We start from the raw sequence: 16,945 nt of genomic DNA on the forward strand, positions 1-16,945 counted from the left end.
TCGGTCAGGCGCCGAAGTGCTCCAGCTCCCGATCCGCATTCATGCGCTGCTGCAGGGCCGCATTCTTCATGGCCTTCTGCAGCTTCTCGAACGCGCGCACCTCGATCTGGCGGACGCGTTCGCGGCTGACACCATATTCCTGGCTCAGATCCTCCAGCGTCAGCGGATTGTCCTTCAGACGGCGCTCCGTCAGGATGTGCCGCTCCCGTTCGTTCAGGGTCTTCATGGCCCCTTCCAGCATGGCGCGGCGCTGGTCCAGCTCCTCCGAATTGCCCAGGGTCGTCTCCTGGTCCTCGGATTCGTCGGTCAGCCAATCCACCCATTCCTCGTCACCGTCGATGCGCAGCGGCGCATTCAGCGAATGGTCCGGGGCGGCCAGGCGGCGGTTCATGTCCACCACTTCCTTCTCCGACACCTGCAGTCGGGTCGCGATCTTGGTCACCATGTCGGGGTGCAGGTCACCATCCTCGATGGCCTGCAACTGGCCCTTCAGCTTGCGCAGGTTGAAGAACAGTTTCTTCTGCGCTGCCGTCGTACCCATCTTCACCAGCGACCAGGACCGCAGGATGTATTCCTGGATCGAGGCGCGAATCCACCACATGGCATAGGTGGCAAGGCGGAAGCCGCGTTCGGGATCGAAGCGCTTCACCGCCTGCATCATGCCCACGTTGCCTTCGGAAATCAGCTCCTGCACGGGCAGACCATAGCCGCGATAGCCCATCGCGATCTTCGCCACCAGGCGCAGATGCGAGGTCACCATCTTGTGGGCGGCATTCATGTCCTCATGCTCTGTCCAGCGCTTGGCGAGCATGTACTCTTCCTCGGGTTCCAGCATCGGGAACTTGCGGATCTGGTCCAGATACTGGCTGAGGCTTCCCTCCGGACTGATTGCCGGCATCACTGAACGTCCAGCCATCGTACTCTCTCCCTCTCGCAAACGAGTCGACTGAAGCCCGGACTTCCAGCAAATGGTGGAGCCGGACTGCAACAACGTCATTCAGTCAACCGATTGTGGCCGGAATTTGACCCCCGTAAGGCGGGGAAAGTCATTGCTGGCCACCATGTTCATATGGTCACCGGATCGGTCGAATTCAAGTTGTTTACAATGGTTCTACGTTTGCCCGCAGCGACTGGATCAGCGCCTCCATGTCGGCGGGTGGCGGCGCTTCGAAGGTCAGATCCTCGCCCGTGACGGGATGTGCGAAGCCCAGCCGTGTCGCATGCAGGGCCTGCCGGGGAAACCCGGCCACGGCCTCCGCCGCCACATCCGACATCTGAGCCAGCCGCTTGCGCCGCATGCGCCCGTAGGTCGGATCGCCGATCACCGGATGCCCCAGATGGCTCAGGTGGACCCGTATCTGGTGCGTGCGGCCGGTCTCCAGCGTGCAGCGGAGCAGCGATGCAGCCTCCCCGAATGACTCCACCAGCCGGTAGTGGGTGACCGCATGGCGACCGCCGTGCTCCAGCACCTTCATCCGCTTGCGGTCGCGGACGTCACGTCCCATGCGGGCTTCGATGGTGCCGCGGCTTGTCGCGGGTCTTCCCCGGACGACTGCCAGATAGGCCCGGTCGATGTCATGCGCCTCGAACAGGGCTGCCAGTCCGCGATGCGCTATGTCGGTCTTGGCCGCAACCATCACGCCGGATGTATCCTTGTCCAGTCGATGCACGATGCCGGGACGCCGCACGCCACCGATGCCTGACAGGCTGTCGCCGCAATGGCCGATCAGAGCGTTGACCAGCGTGCCGTCCGCATTTCCCGCCGCCGGATGCACCACCATGCCGGCGGGCTTGTCGAGCACGATCAGATGCGCGTCCTCATGCAGGACATGCAGTGGAATGGCTTGTCCCTGCGGCACCGGATCGACGGGCGCGTCCGGTGCGACGGTCAGCGTCTCGCCCGGTTTGACCCGGTAGGACGCGTCCACTATCGTCCGGCCATCCGCCGTGACGCGGCCCTGTTCGATCAGGGCTTTCAGGCGGCTCCGCGACATGTCGGGCAGGGTTGCCGCCAGCAGGCGGTCGATCCGGTCGCCCGCCGCGCCGTCGGTCACGGTGATTGTCTCTTTATCGGGTTGCAGCATGTCAGAGCCGGATCAGCCGAATTTCAGGGTGCTCAAGATTGTCGTCATCGTTCTGGGAATCGCGATTCTGGCGATGACCGGGATCATCATCGTAACCGCGATCAACCGTATGGGCGACAGCGTGGTTGTCGAGGAACCATCCGTTCCGTCGGTCGCTTCCTCGCCCGCGCCGGAAACCATCTCCCTTGCGCCCGACGGCGAGACCTGGACCAGCGTGCTGCTGCCCGGCGCCGAGGCCGAGATCATCGAGAGCGCGGTCGAGAACGGTGTCCTGCGCGTCGTTACCCGCGGTGCCGATGGTACGGTGCGGATCCATCTGATCGATGTACGCACCGGTCGCAGGATCGGCGAGGTGTCAGCGCGGTGACGGACCGGTCCCTGATTCTGCCGATCACCTGCGGGGGCAGGATCATCGCCCACCTGCATGACTGCTTTCCGGAGGAAGGCTGCGGGCTGATCGTCGGGCGCGAAACCGGCGACGGCTGGCTGGTGACGGAGGTTGTGCCCAGTCCCAATCTGGCGGAGGCGAGAGAGCGGACGTTCGAGATCGATCCGGGTCTGCGGCTGCGGACACAGCGCGCCGCGCGGGAACGCGGCGATGCCGTTCTGGGGCACTATCATTCCCACCCCTACGGTGATCCGGTCCCGTCGGAGACGGATACCCGGCGCGCGGCTGATGAGCCGGAATTGATCTGGGTCGTGGTCGGCATGCGCTGGGGCGGTACCCAGGGGCTGGCGGCCTGGCAGCAGGATGCCGGATCAGTGACCATGAAACGTGTGATGGTGGACGTCGTCGAGGGAGCAGGACAGTCATGAATTTCGGATCCGACAACTGGGCGGCTGTTCATCCGGCGGTGCTGGCCGCCATGGCGGCGGCGAACCAGGGTTTCGCACCCGCCTACGGCAATGATCCATGGACCGAGGAACTGACGCGGACCTTCAGCACCCTGTTCGAGCGGGAGGTCGCGGTCTTTCCCGTCGCCACGGGTACGGCGGCGAACAGCCTGTCCCTCAGCCTGCTGACCCCACCGACCGGCGTGGTGTTCTGCCACTCGCATGCCCACGTCTATGAGGACGAGTGCGGCGCCCCCGAGTTCTACACCGGCGGTGCGAAGCTGTTTCCCCTGCCGGGGGAGGAGGGGCGTATCAGCCTGGAGGCCTTGCAGACCGGCCTGAACCGCTTCGTGCCCGGCTTCGAACACCATCAGCAACCGGCATCGCTGAGCCTGACGCAGGCAACCGAGGCAGGCACCCTCTACAGTATCGACCAGATCACGGCGCTGGCGGACCTGGCGCACGCGAACGGCTGCAAGGTTCACATGGACGGCGCGCGCTTCGCCAATGCGCTGGCGACGCTGGATGTTTCACCGGCCGAGATGACCTGGAAGGCAGGCGTCGACATCCTGTCCTTCGGTGCCACCAAGAACGGCTGCATGGCGGCGGAGGCGGTCGTCGTGTTCGATCCCGAAACGGCGGCGGAACTGCACTATCGCCGCATGCGAGGTGGCCACCTCTGGTCGAAGCAGCGGTTCCTCTCAGCCCAGTTGACCGCCTATGTGACCAACGACCTCTGGCTGGACAACGCGCATCACGCCAACCGGCTGGCGCGGAAGCTGGGCAACGGTCTGGCCGCGATGCAGGGCTTTCGGCTGGCCGCACCCGTGCAGATCAACGAGGTCTTCGTCGATCTGCCTGCCGGTGTGGCCGACACGCTCAGGGCGCGGGGCTTCCTTTTTCATGACTGGTCCGCGGCAGGGGCCGGCGGCGTCAGGTTCGTGACGTCATTCATGACCGATGAAGCGGACGTCGACGCCATTCTGGAGGCGGCTGCCGATCAGGCGTGAGCTGGTCTGGTCTAGCACCGGCCCTTCTTCGCCTGACCCGGCGGGCAGAAGGTTCCGTCACCGGACTTCTGGTGGTCGTCGTCCCCGATCGTGACCTTCACACCATCGGTCTCGACGGTCGTCTTCGGCGTGTCGCTCTCGATCGTGGTCTGGCAGGCCGTCAGCAGCAGGCCAAGTGTCGTCAGCATTGCAAGGGTCTTCAGCATTCTTCTTGTTCCTTTCCCAAGTTCACCAGCTAATTGGCTACCGGAGCGGCACACTGAAAGGCCCGGGCACCGATTGCCACCGGATTGTCACTGATCTGCCGCAGGGCGACGAACGGCCCTTTGATCCCCCGCGGACAGAAGCGTGCTTGAAACGCACAGCCCGTCCGCCCAAACTTGACGGATGGAACAGGACACAGACGAGACCGGGGATGGCGACAGCCTGCAGGCGCAATTGCTGATCGCCATGCCATCGATGCAGGATGAGCGCTTTCAGCGCAGCGTCATCTTCATGTGCAGCCATACGGCGGCTGCCGGTGCGATGGGCCTGATGATCAACAAGCAATTGCCGAACCTGCAGTTTGCCGATCTGGCAAAGCAGCTTGATATCGAGGCGGAGAATTCCCCGCCCATCACCATGCATTTCGGTGGACCGGTGGAGACCGGGCGAGGCTTCGTGCTCCACTCCGACGACTATCAGCGCGAAGCAACGATACCGATGGCGGACGGGGTGTCGATGACGGCAACGGTCGACATCCTGCGTGCCATGGCTTCCGGCGCGGGGCCGGGCGACGCGATCCTGGCGCTGGGCTATGCCGGGTGGGCGCCGGGGCAGTTGGAACAGGAGATCCAGCGCAACGACTGGCTGCACTGCGCGGCGGACAGCGACATCATCTTCGGGGTCGCGCTGGATGCGAAATGGGAGGCTGCGGTGCGCCGTATCGGCATCGACCCGGCCATGCTGTCCATGCAGGCGGGCAGGGCATGAGCATGCAGATCAACGCGCGTCCCTTCACCATTGCCGTCGGCGATGAGGTGCTGGAGGACCTGAAGGCACGGCTGGCGCGCACCCGGTTCCCGAACGAGGTGGAGGGGGGCGGCTGGCACTATGGTGCCGACCTGGCCTACATGCGGCAGATGGTGCAGCACTGGCAGACCGGCTACGACTGGCGCAAATGGGAAGCCTTGCTGAACGGATTTCCCAACTATGTCGCCGAAGTCGATGGTTTCAATATTCATTTCATCTGCGAGGAGGGTTCCGGACCCAATCCGACGCCACTTCTGATCACGCATGGATGGCCGGGTTCGGTGTTCGAGTTCCACAAGATCATCGAGCCACTGGCGCACCCCGAACGGTTCGGCGGCGATGTGGCGGACGCCTTCACCGTGATCTGTCCGTCGCTGCCCGGCTATGGCTGGTCCAGCGCCCCGGCTGCCCCGATGCATCCGAAGAAGATCGCGGACCTGTGGGCACGCTTCATGACGGAGGTCTTCGGGCTCGAGACCTTTGCCGCTCAGGGGGGCGACTGGGGGTCCATCATCACCTCCTGGCTTGCCCACCGGCATCCCGAGAGGCTGATCGGCATTCACCTCAACATGGTGCCGCTGAAGCCCTATCTGGGGAAGGGTACGCCAGCGGTCAGCGCCGACGAGAAGGAATGGATCGGCAGGTTCCGCGCCCGGACGGCCCGGGCCATGGGCTATTTCCAGATCCAGGGCACGAAGCCGCAGACCCTGAACTACGGTCTCTCCGATTCCCCCGCTGGTCTGGCCGGCTGGATCACCGAGAAGTTCCAGTATCGGGTGAAGGAGGGGCCGGGAAATCTCAGCCTGTTCGACATGGACGAACTGCTGACCAACATCATGATCTACTGGGTCAACAACGCCCACAACTCCGCAAGCTGGATCTACACCGCCGTGACCCACGAAGGCGGCATGGAACTGGAGGCGCGGGCAGACGGTTCCGCCGACAGGATCGAGGTGCCGACCGGGTTCTGCCTGTTCCCCTATGATCTCGTCCCCGCGCCGCCCGAGAGCTGGCTGCAGCGTGCCTACAATGTACGGAACCTGACGGTGGAGTCCGACGGCGGGCACTTTGCGGCCTGGGAGAAGCCGGAGGAACTGACCCGCGATATCCGCTCCTTCTTCAGGGGGCTGGAATGAGCAGGCCCCCGACCGTAGAGGGACCGGACGATCGGGCGCGCCACTACGAGGACTACACGGTTGGTGAAGTGGTCAATGCGCCCGGTGTGAGCCTGACGGAGAGTGACATCATCGACTTCGCCTTCCGCTACGATCCGCAGGCGTTTCATACCGATGTCGAATTCGCGAAGCAGTCAATTCACGGCGGACTTATCGCCAGTGGCTGGCAGGTCGGCGCCGCATCCTTTCGGATGCTGATACAGAGCGGTTTCTTCGGGCGTGCGTCGATGGGGTCGTCGGGACTCAACAACCTGCGCTGGCCCAATCCGACGCGGCCCGGGGACACGCTCTATGCCCGTGTCACGGTGCTTTCGAAGCGGGAGAGCCGCAGTCGCCCCGAACTGGGACTGGTCGAGATCGAATGCAGTGTCGAGAATCAGCGCGGTGAGGTCTGCTGCACTTGGGACACGGTTCAGATGGTGCTGAAACGGCCGGAAGCCGTGGCCTGATCAGCCTTTCCGCAGCACGAAACGACCGCCGCCCAGCCGTCCGGCCTGCACAAGCCCGACGAAGGTCTCGTAGTCGTCCATGTAGCGTTCATGAACGCCGTCACCCAGGGTCTGCCGGGTGCCCCTGTTCATCGCACGATACCACTCCAGCCGTTCGGTCAGGATCGTCACCCATTGCGGGCTGAGATCGTCGTGACTGACCAGTGACAGGCCAGCCGCCCGGAACTTGGCCTTGTAGTCAGGAACGGTCTGCAGTGTGCGCATTTCGATGCCCGCCTCCAGCGCAGCACGGTCTGTCTCATCCAGCGCCGGACCGGCAATCAGATCGGTGAAACCGAGGCGCCCGCCGGGCTTGAGAATGCGGGCCGCCTCATTGAGCACTGCCTGCTTGTCGGGAATGTGAAGGAAGGCTTCCTGACTCAAGGCAATGTCGAGACTGTTGTCAGCGAAGGGCATGGCCTGTGCGTCGCCCTGGATCGCATCGATCTGCCGATCCATGCCGACCACGGCATTCAGTCTCTGCGCCCCGTGGCAGCGTCCGCCATGGAGGTCAAACGCGAGGAATCGCGCATGCGTGAACTTCTCGGCCAGCAACCGGGACGGGCCGCCAACGCCGGCGCAGATGTCAATGACCCGGTCACCGTCCTGCAGCCCTGCTGCTGCCGCCAGATCGAATACCGCCGCTTCGCCGCCATAGTGATCCTGATCGTGCGGACGCAGGTCGACAGGACGCAGTTGATCCAGATTCCTGCCCTGTTCCTTCAGCGTCAGCAGGATCTGGTCCGCATTGATCGGGTGACGGTCATACAGGGAGGCGGAGGACGCAATGGTCCCATCTTGCTGGTTCATCAGGCTGGACGGTCTCCAAAGGCAAGTGTTCCCGCGTTGTAGGCATCCAGCCTCTCCACGGCCTCGTCCTGAACCATCAGATCCATGAACAGGGTGCGTTCCAGGGCCAGCGCCTCCGGGTCCGCCGGATCGGCGGCTGCACGGGCGATGCGCTTGATGTGTGCGACGGGCAGGGGCGGGTATCCGGCGATCTTGTGCGCCACTTCCATTGCGCGGGCAACGACATCGCCCTCCACCAGTTCATTGACCAGACCCAGTTCCGCCGCCTGCATCGGGCTGAAGGCGTCGCCCAGCAGACAGAGTTCCATCGCCTTCGCCGCGCCGATCATCTTTGCCGTGCGGGCCACGCCACCGGCACCCGGCAGGATGCCCAGCGCGATCTCGATCTGCCCCATGCGGTAGCTGCCTGCCTTCGCATAGCGCAGGTCGCAGGCGAGCGCGAACTCGAGCCCGCCGCCCATGCAGGCCCCGTTGATGGCCGCGATATGCGGCTTCGTGCTGGCGCCGATTCGGTTGAAGATGATGTCGATGTTGCGTTCCGGCAGCATGCGCTCCGGCGAGAACTTCATCTCGCGCTTCTGCATGTGACGCGCCATGCCTGCCAGTTCATTCGTGTCGTAGTGCTTGATGAAGACGTCGGGCTGGCTGCCGGTATAGACGACGGCGCGCACGGAATCGTCACTGTCGAACTCCAGAGTCGCGGCCTCCAGGTCCTCCAGCGTGGCGCTGTTCATGAAGCCCTGCGGCGGATTGTTGAAGCGGACCAGTGCCACCGGCCCGTCCCTTTCGATCAGCAGTTGTTGCAACGGCTCTTCTCCCCTCGCGCGATTCAATCGTCAGTGTGTCATCATTCTTGCGCGATTTGATGCTTCTTTCATCCGTTGCGGACGCAGGGCTGCATCAACAAGGGGCATGGCCAGGGCATGAGCGCGGAAAATTCGACAATCTGGAACGGGCACTGGATGCGCCTGCTGCGGCTTGGATTGTTCCTGGCTGTACCGAGTGCCGCCATGTTTGGTGGCCTGAGCGTGAATTCCGCAATCCAGCCGCTGACGGCGCTGGCTTGCTGGGTGCTGCTGAATCTGACGATGCTGGGCATGCTGCATTACCTGCTGCGGGAGAACGCGGCGCTGAAGGCGTGGCAACGGCGCCCGGCCAACACCCGCGACTATGCCGCCGCGGTCGAACGACTGGGCAGTGATCTGGCGGAGGCGCGGGCGCGCAGCCAGGCTGACGCCGCCGCACTTCGTGCCATTCTGGACGGGATCGAGCGACCCGTTCTGACGTTCGACGTCCGCCGACGCCTGGAATTCATGAACCTGGCGGCAAAATCCCTGTTCGGATCAGGGCTGGAGGGGCGCGATATCGCTGCCGCGCTGCGTCATCCCGATGTCCTGCAGGCCATCGACAGGTCGGTCAGTGACCGGGTCTCCCGCGCTGCGGAGTTCCCGGTGTTCGCGCCGGTCCGGCGCCGGTTCCGGGTATCCATCGATGCCCTGCCGGCACGGTTCGCGGGCGGGCAGGGGTTCGTGGCGGCCGTGGATGATGTGACCGACAGTCGACAGGTGCAGGAAATGCGTTCCGGCTTCGTCGCCGATGTCAGTCATGAACTGCGTACACCGCTGGCCGCCGTGCTGAGCATTGTCGATACGCTGCAGGGCCCGGCGCGCAATGATCCGGTGGCCCAGACCCGGTTCCTCGACATCCTGCGGGAGCAATCCGACCGCATGGCCCGCCTGGTGGATGATCTGCTGGCCCTGAGCCGAATCGAGATGAACGAGCATCAGCCGCCGCGCGACAGGGTCAATCTGGCCGGTGTGCTGGACGAGGTCTGCGAGAGCCTGGACCTGCTGGCCCAGGCGCGGGAGATGCGGCTGGAATGTGCGTTTGCACCCGAACTGCCTGTCGCGGGGGATCGGGACGAACTGGTGCGCCTGTTCCAGAACCTGATCGACAATGGAATCAAGTACGGGGACAGGGGCACACCCGTGCGTGTCACGGCGGCGGTTGAAGACGGATACATACAGGTGGATGTGCGCGATCAGGGGGCCGGAATCGCGCGCGAACAGATACCGCGACTGACGGAACGCTTCTACCGCACCGACCGGGCCCGCAGTCGCGCGGCAGGCGGGACGGGGCTGGGATTGGCAATCGTCAAGCACATCGTTTCAAGGCATCGGGGAGAGCTTTCCATCCGCTCCCAGCAGGGCGAGGGGTCGTGTTTCTCGGTCAGGTTGCCCTGCTGCGAACCGATGCTGGCGACCGCGCCGGAGCAGAGACTCGACCAGGCCTGATTTTATCTCGTGTCATGTATCAGAAAAATTACATAACCAATTAAAAAAGAAAGAAAATATAAGCGTCACATTTGTGAAACATTGCGTGCGTAGAAGCCTCCTTACTTTCCGATCTCCAGGAGGTTCAAGTGATCAAGAAAGTTGTACTCGCGGCGAGCGTCGCGATGGTTTTTGCCGGTGCCGCACATGCGCGGGACCAGATTCAGATCGTCGGTTCATCGACGGTGTTCCCCTTCTCCACGGCGGTGGCTGAGGCATTCGGTCAGAAGACCGGTTTCGCAACGCCGGTTGTCGAATCAACCGGTTCCGGTGGCGGCATGAAGCTGTTCTGCGCCGGTGTCGGCACGGGTCACCCCGACATCACCAATGCCTCGCGTCGCATCAAGTCCTCCGAGGTCGAGCTGTGCGCCAAGAATGGCGTCGCGGACATCACCGAGGTCAAGGTCGGCTATGACGGTATCGTCATCGCCAACGCGATCGAGGCCCCGGCCTATGACCTGAGCCTGCGCGACCTCTATCTGGCGCTGGCCAAGGACATCCCGACCGAGGATGGCAAGTGGATCCCGAACCCGAACAAGACCTGGAAGGATGTGAACGCATCCCTGCCGGCCGTGAAGATCGAGGTTCTGGGCCCCCCGCCGACCTCCGGCACGCGTGACGCCTTCGTCGAGCTCGCCATGGAAGGCGGCTGCAAGACCTTCGGCTGGGTCAAGGACCTGAAGAAGAAGGACAAGAACGCCTACAAGACCGGTTGCCACACGGTTCGTGAGGACGGCGGTTATGTGGACGCGGGCGAGAACGACAACCTGATGGTTCAGAAGCTGACCTCCAACCCGGATGCGCTGGCCATCTTTGGCTTCTCCTTCCTCGACCAGAACGCCGACAAGGTGAAGGGCGCCACGGTTGGCGGTGTCGCGCCGGAGTTCGAGCTGATCGCTGACGGTTCCTACCCTGTCAGCCGTGCGCTGTTCTTCTACGTGAAGCAGGCTCACATCGGTGTCGTTCCGGGCATCGAGGAATATGTGGCCGAGTTCACCAGTGAAGCGGCCTGGGGCAATGAGGGCTACCTGACGGACAAGGGTCTGATCCCGATGTCCGATGCCGAGCGGGCCGAATGGAGCGCGTCGGCGAAGGGCAACGCCAAGCTGTCCATGTAAGCAGGTCACGATGATACGGGACCGGAGCCTCCGTCAGGTTCCGGTCCCAATCTTCGGGTTCTCGTCCTGAGAATTCTGACGCGATCTGCCGCATTTCATACCAGCGTCATCCGCGTTGGTATGATGTTCGGCATGTCAGGTGGCCCGGGCGACTATCCCGTCAATCAGTTTGGACGCGCATGATGATCTACTGGATTGCACTCGCCGCGCTTGCCGCGACCTGGCTCTTTTCCTGGAAGCTTGGTCAGGGGCAGGCCCGGGCCATCATCGCCGGCGGCCAGCGCATGCACTCCCTGCCGGGGCACTACGGCAGCTACAGCGCGCTCTGGGCGGTTGTTCCGGCGCTGATGGTGCTGCTGATCTGGTCGATCTTTCAGCCAATGGTCATCGACGGGATGATCGTCGCCAGTCTGCCGCAGGACAAGCAGGCCCTCGACGACCTCTTCCTCAACGCGCTGGTCAATGACATCCGCAACATGTCCGTCGGCAATGCGGTGCGCGATGCGGACGATCCGGTGGTAATCGAGGCTGCATCGCTGCTTGGCGACTGGCAGATGACATCGAACATCCTGCTCGCTGTCCTGATCGCTGCACTGGTCATTCTCGGGCTGGTGATCAGCCGTCGGCAGATCGCGCCCGAACTGCGCGCCCGCAACCGCGTTGAGCGCTTCGTGATGGTGCTGCTGATCATGTCGTCCACCATTGCAGTGATCACGACGGTCGGAATCGTCATGTCGCTGCTCTACGAGAGCATCGAGTTCTTCCGTCGGGTGCCGTTCTACGAGTTCCTGTTCGGCCTGCACTGGTCGCCGCAGACGGCGCTTCGCGCCGACCAGGTCGGCGGTTCCGGTTCCTTCGGTGCGATCCCGATCTTCATGGGTACGCTGCTGATCAGCACCATCGCGCTGGCCATTGCCGCGCCGATCGGGCTGTTTTCCGCGATCTACATGGCCGAGTTCTCGTCGCCGCGCGCGCGCGCCGTCATCAAGCCGCTGCTGGAGATCCTGGCGGGCGTTCCGACGGTGGTCTATGGCTTCTTTGCCGCCCTGCTGGTTGCGCCGCTGCTGCGCGACTCCGGTGCGGCGCTCGGCATAGGCATTGATTCGGAGAGTGCGCTGGCCGCCGGTCTGGTGATGGGCGTGATGATCATTCCGTTCGTTTCATCGCTCTCCGATGACGTGATCACGGCGGTTCCGAGGTCGCTTCGTGAAGGCTCCTACGGTCTGGGCGCGACGCGTGCCGAAACCATTCGTCAGGTGATTGTCCCGGCGGCACTGCCTGGCATCGTCGGCGCGCTGCTGCTCGCGGCGTCCCGCGCCATCGGTGAGACCATGATCGTCGTCATGGCGGCGGGGCTGACCGCCAACCTGACAGCCAACCCCTTCGAGGCGGTGACCACGGTCACCGTGCAGATCGTCACCCTGCTCACGGGCGATCAGGAGTTCGACAGCGCCAAGACGCTATCTGCCTTTGCGCTCGGTCTTCTGCTGTTCGTCGTCACGCTGGCGCTGAATGTTCTCGCGCTCAGGATCGTGCGGAAATATCGGGAAAAATATGACTGAGACAGCCATGAGCGGAAATCGGGAAGGCCGTGGACGGATGAGCCGCAGCGACACCATGGAAACCGTGCGCAAGGGATTGCGTTCGCGATATGCGGCTGAGCGACGCTTCATCTGGTACGGTCGCGGGGCAATTGCCGTCGCGCTGGGGTTCCTGGTGCTTCTGGTGGGGTCGATCCTGATCAAGGGTGCCTCCGTCGTCACCCAGACACACATCAGGCTGACGGTCGAACTGCCACTGGAGACCTTCTCGAAGAACGGGGTGGTGACGGCGGAATCGATCGGGGCCGCCAATTATGTCGGTCTGGTGAAATCATCCCTGCGCGATCTCTTCCCCGACGTGTCCGGTCGCCGCGACAAGCGCGCGCTCGACAGCCTGATCAGTTCCGGTGCGCCCTATGAGCTGCGGGACCATGTCCTGGCCAATCCCGAACTGGTCGGTCAGAGCATCGATATCTGGCTGTCGGCCAGCGACGACATCGACATGCTCGACAAGGGCTACATCGACCGTGACATCGACTCCACGGGCCGACGCGTCACCGACAAGCAGATCGGATGGTACGACAAGTTGATTGCGGACGGACGTCTGGAACGGCAGTTCAACACGACGTTCTTCACGTCGGGCGACAGCCGTGAACCGGAACAGGCCGGCATCTGGGGTGCCGCGCTCGGGTCGTTCTATACCCTGATGGTGACCCTGTTGCTGGCCTTTCCGCTGGGGGTGACGACGGCGGTCTATCTGGAAGAATTCGCGCCCAAGAACAAGTGGACGGACCTGATCGAGGTCAACATCAACAACCTCGCCGCCGTGCCGTCGATCATCTTTGGCCTGCTGGGGCTCGCGGTGTTCCTGAACATCATCGGTCTGCCACGCTCCGCACCGCTGGCCGGTGGTGTGGTGCTCGCCCTGATGACCTTGCCGACCATCATTATCGCCGGTCGTGCCGCCCTGAAGGCGGTGCCGCCGTCGATCCGGGAGGCGGCGCTGGGCGTCGGTGCCTCCCGCCTCCAGACGGTGACCCACCATGTCCTGCCACTGGCCATGCCGGGCATGCTGACCGGATCGATCATCGGCATGGCGCAGGCCCTGGGCGAGACGGCACCGCTGCTGATGATCGGCATGGTCGCCTTCATCGTTGATCTGCCGGGGGGGCCGCTGGATCCGGCGACCGTCCTGCCGGTGCAGGTCTATATCTGGGCCGACAGCCCGGAACGCGCCTTCGTTGAGCGGACTTCGGCAGGGATCATTGTCCTGCTGCTGTTCCTTGTAGTGATGAACCTGAGTGCAGTGATGCTGCGCAAGCGCTTCGAGCGCCGTTGGTAGGGATTGGGTGAAGAGATGACGATGACAGACACCTTGCCTCAGGACGAGGACCTCCGCACAGCGATCGTCGCCGACGGCGTGAACGTCTACTATGGCGAGAAGCAGGCGCTGTTCGATGTCGATCTGGATATCAAGCAGAACCAGGTCACGGCGCTGATCGGCCCGTCGGGCTGCGGCAAGTCCACATTCCTGCGGTGCATCAATCGCATGAACGACGTGATCGACGGCTGCCGCGTGGAAGGCCGGATCGCGCTGGACGGGGACGATATCTACGACCGCAGTGTCGACGTGGTGCAGTTGCGCGCCCGCATCGGCATGGTGTTCCAGAAGCCCAATCCGTTCCCCAAGTCGATCTTCGACAATGTCTCCTACGGTCCGCGCATCCACGGCATTGCCGAGCGGAAGGCGGATCTGGAGGAGATCGTGCACGACAGCCTGGTGCGCGCCGGACTGTGGAACGAGGTCGCGGATCGGCTGAATGAACCGGGGACGGGGCTTTCCGGCGGTCAGCAGCAGCGGCTGTGCATCGCCCGCGCCATTGCCGTGCGCCCCGACGTGATTCTGATGGACGAGCCCTGTTCGGCGCTTGATCCGATCGCGACGGCGCGGATCGAGGAACTGATCGACGACCTGCGGGAGAACTACACGATCGTCATCGTCACCCATTCGATGCAGCAGGCCGCGCGCGTCTCGCAGCGCACGGCCTTCTTCCATCTGGGCAATCTGGTGGAATTCGGCCCGACGGACCAGATATTCACCTCGCCCAGGGACAAGCGCACCGAATCCTACATCACCGGCCGTATCGGCTGAGGGACGGCAATCTGCTGGAGGCAGGAACCATGGCGACAAACGAAGGCAATTCCGCGCCGCATATCATGTCGGCCTATGAGGACGAGCTGGAACAGCTCAACAATCTGGTGCTGGAGATGGGCGGTCGGATCGAGATCCAGCTCTCCGGCGCGATCCGGGCAATGGTGAAACGCGACAGCGATGCCGCAGAGGACCTGATCGCCCAGGACAGGGAAGTCGACGTGCTGGAGGAGAAGATCAACGATCTGGCGGTCCGCACGCTGGCCCTGCGTCAGCCCATGGCCGGTGACCTGCGTATCATTGTTTCGGTCATCAAGATCGCCGGCGATCTGGAGCGCTTTGGCGACTATGCCAAGAACATCGCGAAGCGCACGCTGGTGGTGAACCAGTCCCCCCCCATCCGTGCCACCAGCTCCATTCCCCGCATGGCGGAACTGGTGCAGCGCATGCTGGACGGCGTGCTGAAGGCCTTCATCAACCGCGATGCGGAGATGGCAAAGTCCATCTGGGTACAGGATGCGGAAGTGGACGAGAGCTACAACAGCCTGTTCCGCGAATTGCTGACCTACATGATGGAAGACCCGCGCAACATCAGCGCGGCTACCCATCTGCTGTTCGTCGCCAAGAATATCGAGCGGATGGGCGATCTGGTGACCAATGTCGCGGAGACGATACACTTCGTTGCCGAGGGCGAACGCATGGACCAGGAGCGTCCGAAGCGCGACATGACAAGCCTTACCGATGTTCCCATGACCGAAGACAATGCGTGAGTTGACCAATGCAGGCCCATGTACTGATAGCCGAGGATGAGCCGGCCCTGCTCGCCACCCTGAGCTATAATCTGGAAGCTGGCGGGTTTCGCGTCACCCAGGTCGATGACGGTGGCGAGGTGATGATGCATCTGGACGAGGAATTGCCCGATCTGGTGATTCTGGACTGGATGATGCCCAACATGTCCGGGCTGCAGGTCTGCAAGGAAATCCGCCACCGCGCCGCCACCCGCAACCTCCCGGTCATCATGCTGACTGCGCGGGGGGAGGAGGATGACCGTATTCGCGGTCTCGATGCCGGGGCCGATGACTACGTCACCAAGCCCTTCTCCACCAACGAGCTGATCGCGCGGGTGAAGGCAGTGCTGCGCCGGTTGCGCCCGATCCTGACGGAGGAGCAGATCGTGCGTGGTGATCTCGCCATGGACCTCACCGCCCATCGTGTCACCCGTGATGGCCAGCCGCTGCACCTCGGCCCGACCGAGTTTCGCATGCTGCGGCATTTCATGGAGCATCCGGGGCGGGTGCTCTCGCGCTCCCAACTGCTGGATGCGGTCTGGGGCAACGAGTCGGAGATCGAGGAACGGACGGTCGATGTCCACATTCGCCGTCTGCGCCAGGCAGTCAATGTGGGCAAGGGCAGCGACGTGATCCGCACCGTGCGCTCTGCGGGCTATGCATTCGAGCCACCTGCGGCCTGATCATCCATCCGGTTGCCGATTCCGTCTCCCGCATGCTCTATTCAGCGGCGGGGAGGAACTGGATACTTGGCTGACGAAACCTATCCGGACTATCGCGATCTGCGGGTGGAACGGCGCGGCACGCGCCTGTTCGTAACCTTCAACCGCCCTGCCGCGCGCAATGCCCTGACCCACCCGATGATGCGGGAGATCGGCGATGCGCTGTCGCGCGCGAAGGCCGATACGTCTGTGCGCGTGGTTGTCCTGCGCGGTGCCGGGGGCAATTTCTCCGCTGGCGGCGACCTGAACGCGATGCAGGACATGCCGCCGCCGCCCGAGGCGGGCGAGAAGGATCCGCTGTTCGCAGAGTACCGCTACTTCGGCGACGTGCTGGCGGCCATGGATGCCCTGCCGAAGCCGGTGGTGGCACTGGTCGAGGGCGGGGCCGCAGGGGGAGGCTTCGGCATGGCCTGCTGCGCCGATGTCGCCATCCTGCTGGCGGACGCCAAGTTCGCGCTGCCGGAACCGCGCGTGGGTTTCATCCCCTCCCAGATCATTCCCTTCATTTCCCGCCGGATCGGGTCCGGTCAGTTGCGCCGGATTGCGGTGCTGGGCCAGCGGATCACCGGGCGGGAAGCCTTTCGCCTCGGCGTCGGCCACTATCTCGTGGAGACGGTGGCGGAAGCGGAGGCGCAGCTTGATGCCGTGCTGGCCGATGTAGATGCCTGTGACCCTGCGGCAGTGGCTGCGGTCAAGGATACGGTCCTGTCGACCGACACCCTGCCTGCGGAAGCGGTCTTCGATCATGCCGCCAACCATCTTGTCCGGTTGCTCAGGCGACCGGAAGCGCCTGCCGGGATGCAGGCATTCCTGAACAAGCGCAAGACACCCTGGGCGGAAGAGGCCCAGCGCCTGAACACAACTGATGCCGGAGACTGA

Annotated in this window: 19 protein-coding genes; 14 read left to right on the forward strand and 5 right to left on the reverse strand. The window is 63.5% G+C overall.

Annotation, left to right across the window (positions count from 1 at the left end):
- Positions 1–4: 4 nt before the first annotated feature.
- Together rpoH and QGV55_RS06205 are read right to left on the reverse strand one after the other, a co-directional pair.
- Positions 5–916 carry an RNA polymerase sigma factor RpoH gene (gene rpoH, locus QGV55_RS06200; protein ID WP_281017723.1) on the reverse strand — a complete coding sequence of 304 codons (912 nt, stop codon included), beginning with the start codon at positions 914–916 and terminating at the stop codon, positions 5–7.
- 184 nt (positions 917–1,100) lie between these two features.
- On the reverse strand, positions 1,101–2,054 hold the full coding sequence (locus QGV55_RS06205; protein WP_281017722.1) for an RluA family pseudouridine synthase: 954 nt from the start codon (positions 2,052–2,054) through the stop codon (positions 1,101–1,103).
- A gap of 28 nt (positions 2,055–2,082) precedes the next feature.
- Between QGV55_RS06205 and QGV55_RS06210 the strand changes: the two genes are divergently transcribed.
- Genes QGV55_RS06210 through QGV55_RS06220 form a run of 3 tightly spaced genes read left to right on the forward strand, consistent with a single transcriptional unit; the run spans position 2,083 to position 3,928 of the window.
- Positions 2,083–2,451: a hypothetical protein gene (locus QGV55_RS06210; RefSeq protein ID WP_281017721.1), complete on the forward strand. Its 369-nt coding sequence runs from the start codon at positions 2,083–2,085 to the stop codon at positions 2,449–2,451.
- Entirely contained in the window at positions 2,448–2,900 is a 453-nt protein-coding gene (locus QGV55_RS06215; protein WP_281017720.1) for a M67 family metallopeptidase, read from the forward strand. Before QGV55_RS06210 ends, QGV55_RS06215 begins: the two co-directional genes overlap by 4 nt.
- Positions 2,897–3,928 carry a low specificity L-threonine aldolase gene (locus tag QGV55_RS06220; protein WP_281017719.1) on the forward strand — a complete coding sequence of 344 codons (1,032 nt, stop codon included), beginning with the start codon at positions 2,897–2,899 and terminating at the stop codon, positions 3,926–3,928. The genes QGV55_RS06215 and QGV55_RS06220 overlap by 4 nt, the downstream gene beginning before the upstream one ends.
- A gap of 11 nt (positions 3,929–3,939) precedes the next feature.
- Here the strand turns inward: QGV55_RS06220 and QGV55_RS06225 are convergent, their stop codons facing one another.
- Positions 3,940–4,134 (reverse strand): hypothetical protein, encoded by a 195-nt coding sequence (locus tag QGV55_RS06225; RefSeq protein WP_281017718.1) that lies wholly within the window; start codon positions 4,132–4,134, stop codon positions 3,940–3,942.
- Between the two features lie 181 nt (positions 4,135–4,315).
- On the opposite strand from QGV55_RS06225, the gene QGV55_RS06230 reads away from it, so the two are divergent.
- From QGV55_RS06230 to QGV55_RS06240, 3 genes are read left to right on the forward strand one after another with little or no spacing between them, the layout of a single operon-like run.
- Positions 4,316–4,900: a YqgE/AlgH family protein gene (locus QGV55_RS06230; protein WP_281017717.1), complete on the forward strand. Its 585-nt coding sequence runs from the start codon at positions 4,316–4,318 to the stop codon at positions 4,898–4,900.
- Complete coding sequence (locus QGV55_RS06235; RefSeq protein WP_281017716.1) at positions 4,897–6,075, forward strand: epoxide hydrolase family protein; 1,179 nt, start codon at positions 4,897–4,899, stop codon at positions 6,073–6,075. Before QGV55_RS06230 ends, QGV55_RS06235 begins: the two co-directional genes overlap by 4 nt.
- Positions 6,072–6,563, forward strand: coding sequence for a MaoC family dehydratase (locus QGV55_RS06240; RefSeq protein WP_281017715.1), 492 nt, complete (start codon positions 6,072–6,074; stop codon positions 6,561–6,563). Before QGV55_RS06235 ends, QGV55_RS06240 begins: the two co-directional genes overlap by 4 nt.
- Here the strand turns inward: QGV55_RS06240 and QGV55_RS06245 are convergent, their stop codons facing one another.
- A complete protein-coding gene (locus tag QGV55_RS06245; RefSeq protein ID WP_281017714.1) occupies positions 6,564–7,412 on the reverse strand; it encodes a class I SAM-dependent methyltransferase in 849 nt (282 codons plus the stop codon).
- Positions 7,412–8,218 carry an enoyl-CoA hydratase/isomerase family protein gene (locus tag QGV55_RS06250; protein WP_281017713.1) on the reverse strand — a complete coding sequence of 269 codons (807 nt, stop codon included), beginning with the start codon at positions 8,216–8,218 and terminating at the stop codon, positions 7,412–7,414. Before QGV55_RS06250 ends, QGV55_RS06245 begins: the two co-directional genes overlap by 1 nt.
- A 117-nt stretch (positions 8,219–8,335) precedes the next feature.
- Between QGV55_RS06250 and QGV55_RS06255 the strand changes: the two genes are divergently transcribed.
- The 8 genes from QGV55_RS06255 (at position 8,336) to QGV55_RS06290 (ending at position 16,945) form a co-directional block, all read left to right on the forward strand.
- Positions 8,336–9,706 (forward strand): ATP-binding protein, encoded by a 1,371-nt coding sequence (locus QGV55_RS06255; protein ID WP_281017712.1) that lies wholly within the window; start codon positions 8,336–8,338, stop codon positions 9,704–9,706.
- A 131-nt stretch (positions 9,707–9,837) separates the two neighbouring features.
- Positions 9,838–10,863, forward strand: coding sequence for a substrate-binding domain-containing protein (locus QGV55_RS06260; RefSeq protein ID WP_348637719.1), 1,026 nt, complete (start codon positions 9,838–9,840; stop codon positions 10,861–10,863).
- A 182-nt stretch (positions 10,864–11,045) separates the two neighbouring features.
- Positions 11,046–12,425, forward strand: a complete 1,380-nt coding sequence (gene pstC, locus QGV55_RS06265) for a phosphate ABC transporter permease subunit PstC (RefSeq protein WP_281017710.1) — start codon at positions 11,046–11,048, stop codon at positions 12,423–12,425.
- Positions 12,426–12,462: 37 nt separating this feature from the next.
- Positions 12,463–13,746 carry a phosphate ABC transporter permease PstA gene (gene pstA / locus QGV55_RS06270; RefSeq protein ID WP_281017709.1) on the forward strand — a complete coding sequence of 428 codons (1,284 nt, stop codon included), beginning with the start codon at positions 12,463–12,465 and terminating at the stop codon, positions 13,744–13,746.
- Between the two features lie 21 nt (positions 13,747–13,767).
- Positions 13,768–14,556 (forward strand): phosphate ABC transporter ATP-binding protein PstB, encoded by a 789-nt coding sequence (gene pstB / locus QGV55_RS06275; protein ID WP_281017708.1) that lies wholly within the window; start codon positions 13,768–13,770, stop codon positions 14,554–14,556.
- Positions 14,557–14,585: 29 nt separating this feature from the next.
- On the forward strand, positions 14,586–15,326 hold the full coding sequence (phoU, locus tag QGV55_RS06280) for a phosphate signaling complex protein PhoU (protein ID WP_281017707.1): 741 nt from the start codon (positions 14,586–14,588) through the stop codon (positions 15,324–15,326).
- 8 nt (positions 15,327–15,334) lie between these two features.
- On the forward strand, positions 15,335–16,027 hold the full coding sequence (phoB, locus tag QGV55_RS06285) for a phosphate regulon transcriptional regulator PhoB (protein ID WP_281017706.1): 693 nt from the start codon (positions 15,335–15,337) through the stop codon (positions 16,025–16,027).
- A gap of 66 nt (positions 16,028–16,093) precedes the next feature.
- Positions 16,094–16,945 carry an enoyl-CoA hydratase/isomerase family protein gene (locus QGV55_RS06290; protein WP_281017705.1) on the forward strand — a complete coding sequence of 284 codons (852 nt, stop codon included), beginning with the start codon at positions 16,094–16,096 and terminating at the stop codon, positions 16,943–16,945.

The sequence above is a fragment of the Minwuia sp. IMCC3009 genome (assembly GCF_029909415.1).
Classification (GTDB): domain Bacteria; phylum Pseudomonadota; class Alphaproteobacteria; order Minwuiales; family Minwuiaceae; genus Minwuia.

Excerpts from the sequence above, each read along its gene's own strand:
- rpoH (WP_281017723.1), bottom strand. The coding sequence starts at position 916 with ATGGCTGGACGTTCAGTGATGCCGGCAATCAGTCCGGAGGGAAGCCTC.
- QGV55_RS06210 (WP_281017721.1), top strand. The coding sequence starts at position 2,083 with ATGTCAGAGCCGGATCAGCCGAATTTCAGGGTGCTCAAGATTGTCGTC.
- QGV55_RS06220 (WP_281017719.1), top strand. The coding sequence starts at position 2,897 with ATGAATTTCGGATCCGACAACTGGGCGGCTGTTCATCCGGCGGTGCTG.
- QGV55_RS06225 (WP_281017718.1), bottom strand. The coding sequence starts at position 4,134 with ATGCTGAAGACCCTTGCAATGCTGACGACACTTGGCCTGCTGCTGACG.
- QGV55_RS06230 (WP_281017717.1), top strand. The coding sequence starts at position 4,316 with ATGGAACAGGACACAGACGAGACCGGGGATGGCGACAGCCTGCAGGCG.
- QGV55_RS06235 (WP_281017716.1), top strand. The coding sequence starts at position 4,897 with ATGAGCATGCAGATCAACGCGCGTCCCTTCACCATTGCCGTCGGCGAT.
- QGV55_RS06240 (WP_281017715.1), top strand. The coding sequence starts at position 6,072 with ATGAGCAGGCCCCCGACCGTAGAGGGACCGGACGATCGGGCGCGCCAC.
- QGV55_RS06245 (WP_281017714.1), bottom strand. The coding sequence starts at position 7,412 with ATGAACCAGCAAGATGGGACCATTGCGTCCTCCGCCTCCCTGTATGAC.
- QGV55_RS06255 (WP_281017712.1), top strand. The coding sequence starts at position 8,336 with ATGAGCGCGGAAAATTCGACAATCTGGAACGGGCACTGGATGCGCCTG.
- pstC (WP_281017710.1), top strand. The coding sequence starts at position 11,046 with ATGATCTACTGGATTGCACTCGCCGCGCTTGCCGCGACCTGGCTCTTT.
- pstA (WP_281017709.1), top strand. The coding sequence starts at position 12,463 with ATGAGCCGCAGCGACACCATGGAAACCGTGCGCAAGGGATTGCGTTCG.
- pstB (WP_281017708.1), top strand. The coding sequence starts at position 13,768 with ATGACAGACACCTTGCCTCAGGACGAGGACCTCCGCACAGCGATCGTC.
- phoU (WP_281017707.1), top strand. The coding sequence starts at position 14,586 with ATGGCGACAAACGAAGGCAATTCCGCGCCGCATATCATGTCGGCCTAT.
- phoB (WP_281017706.1), top strand. The coding sequence starts at position 15,335 with ATGCAGGCCCATGTACTGATAGCCGAGGATGAGCCGGCCCTGCTCGCC.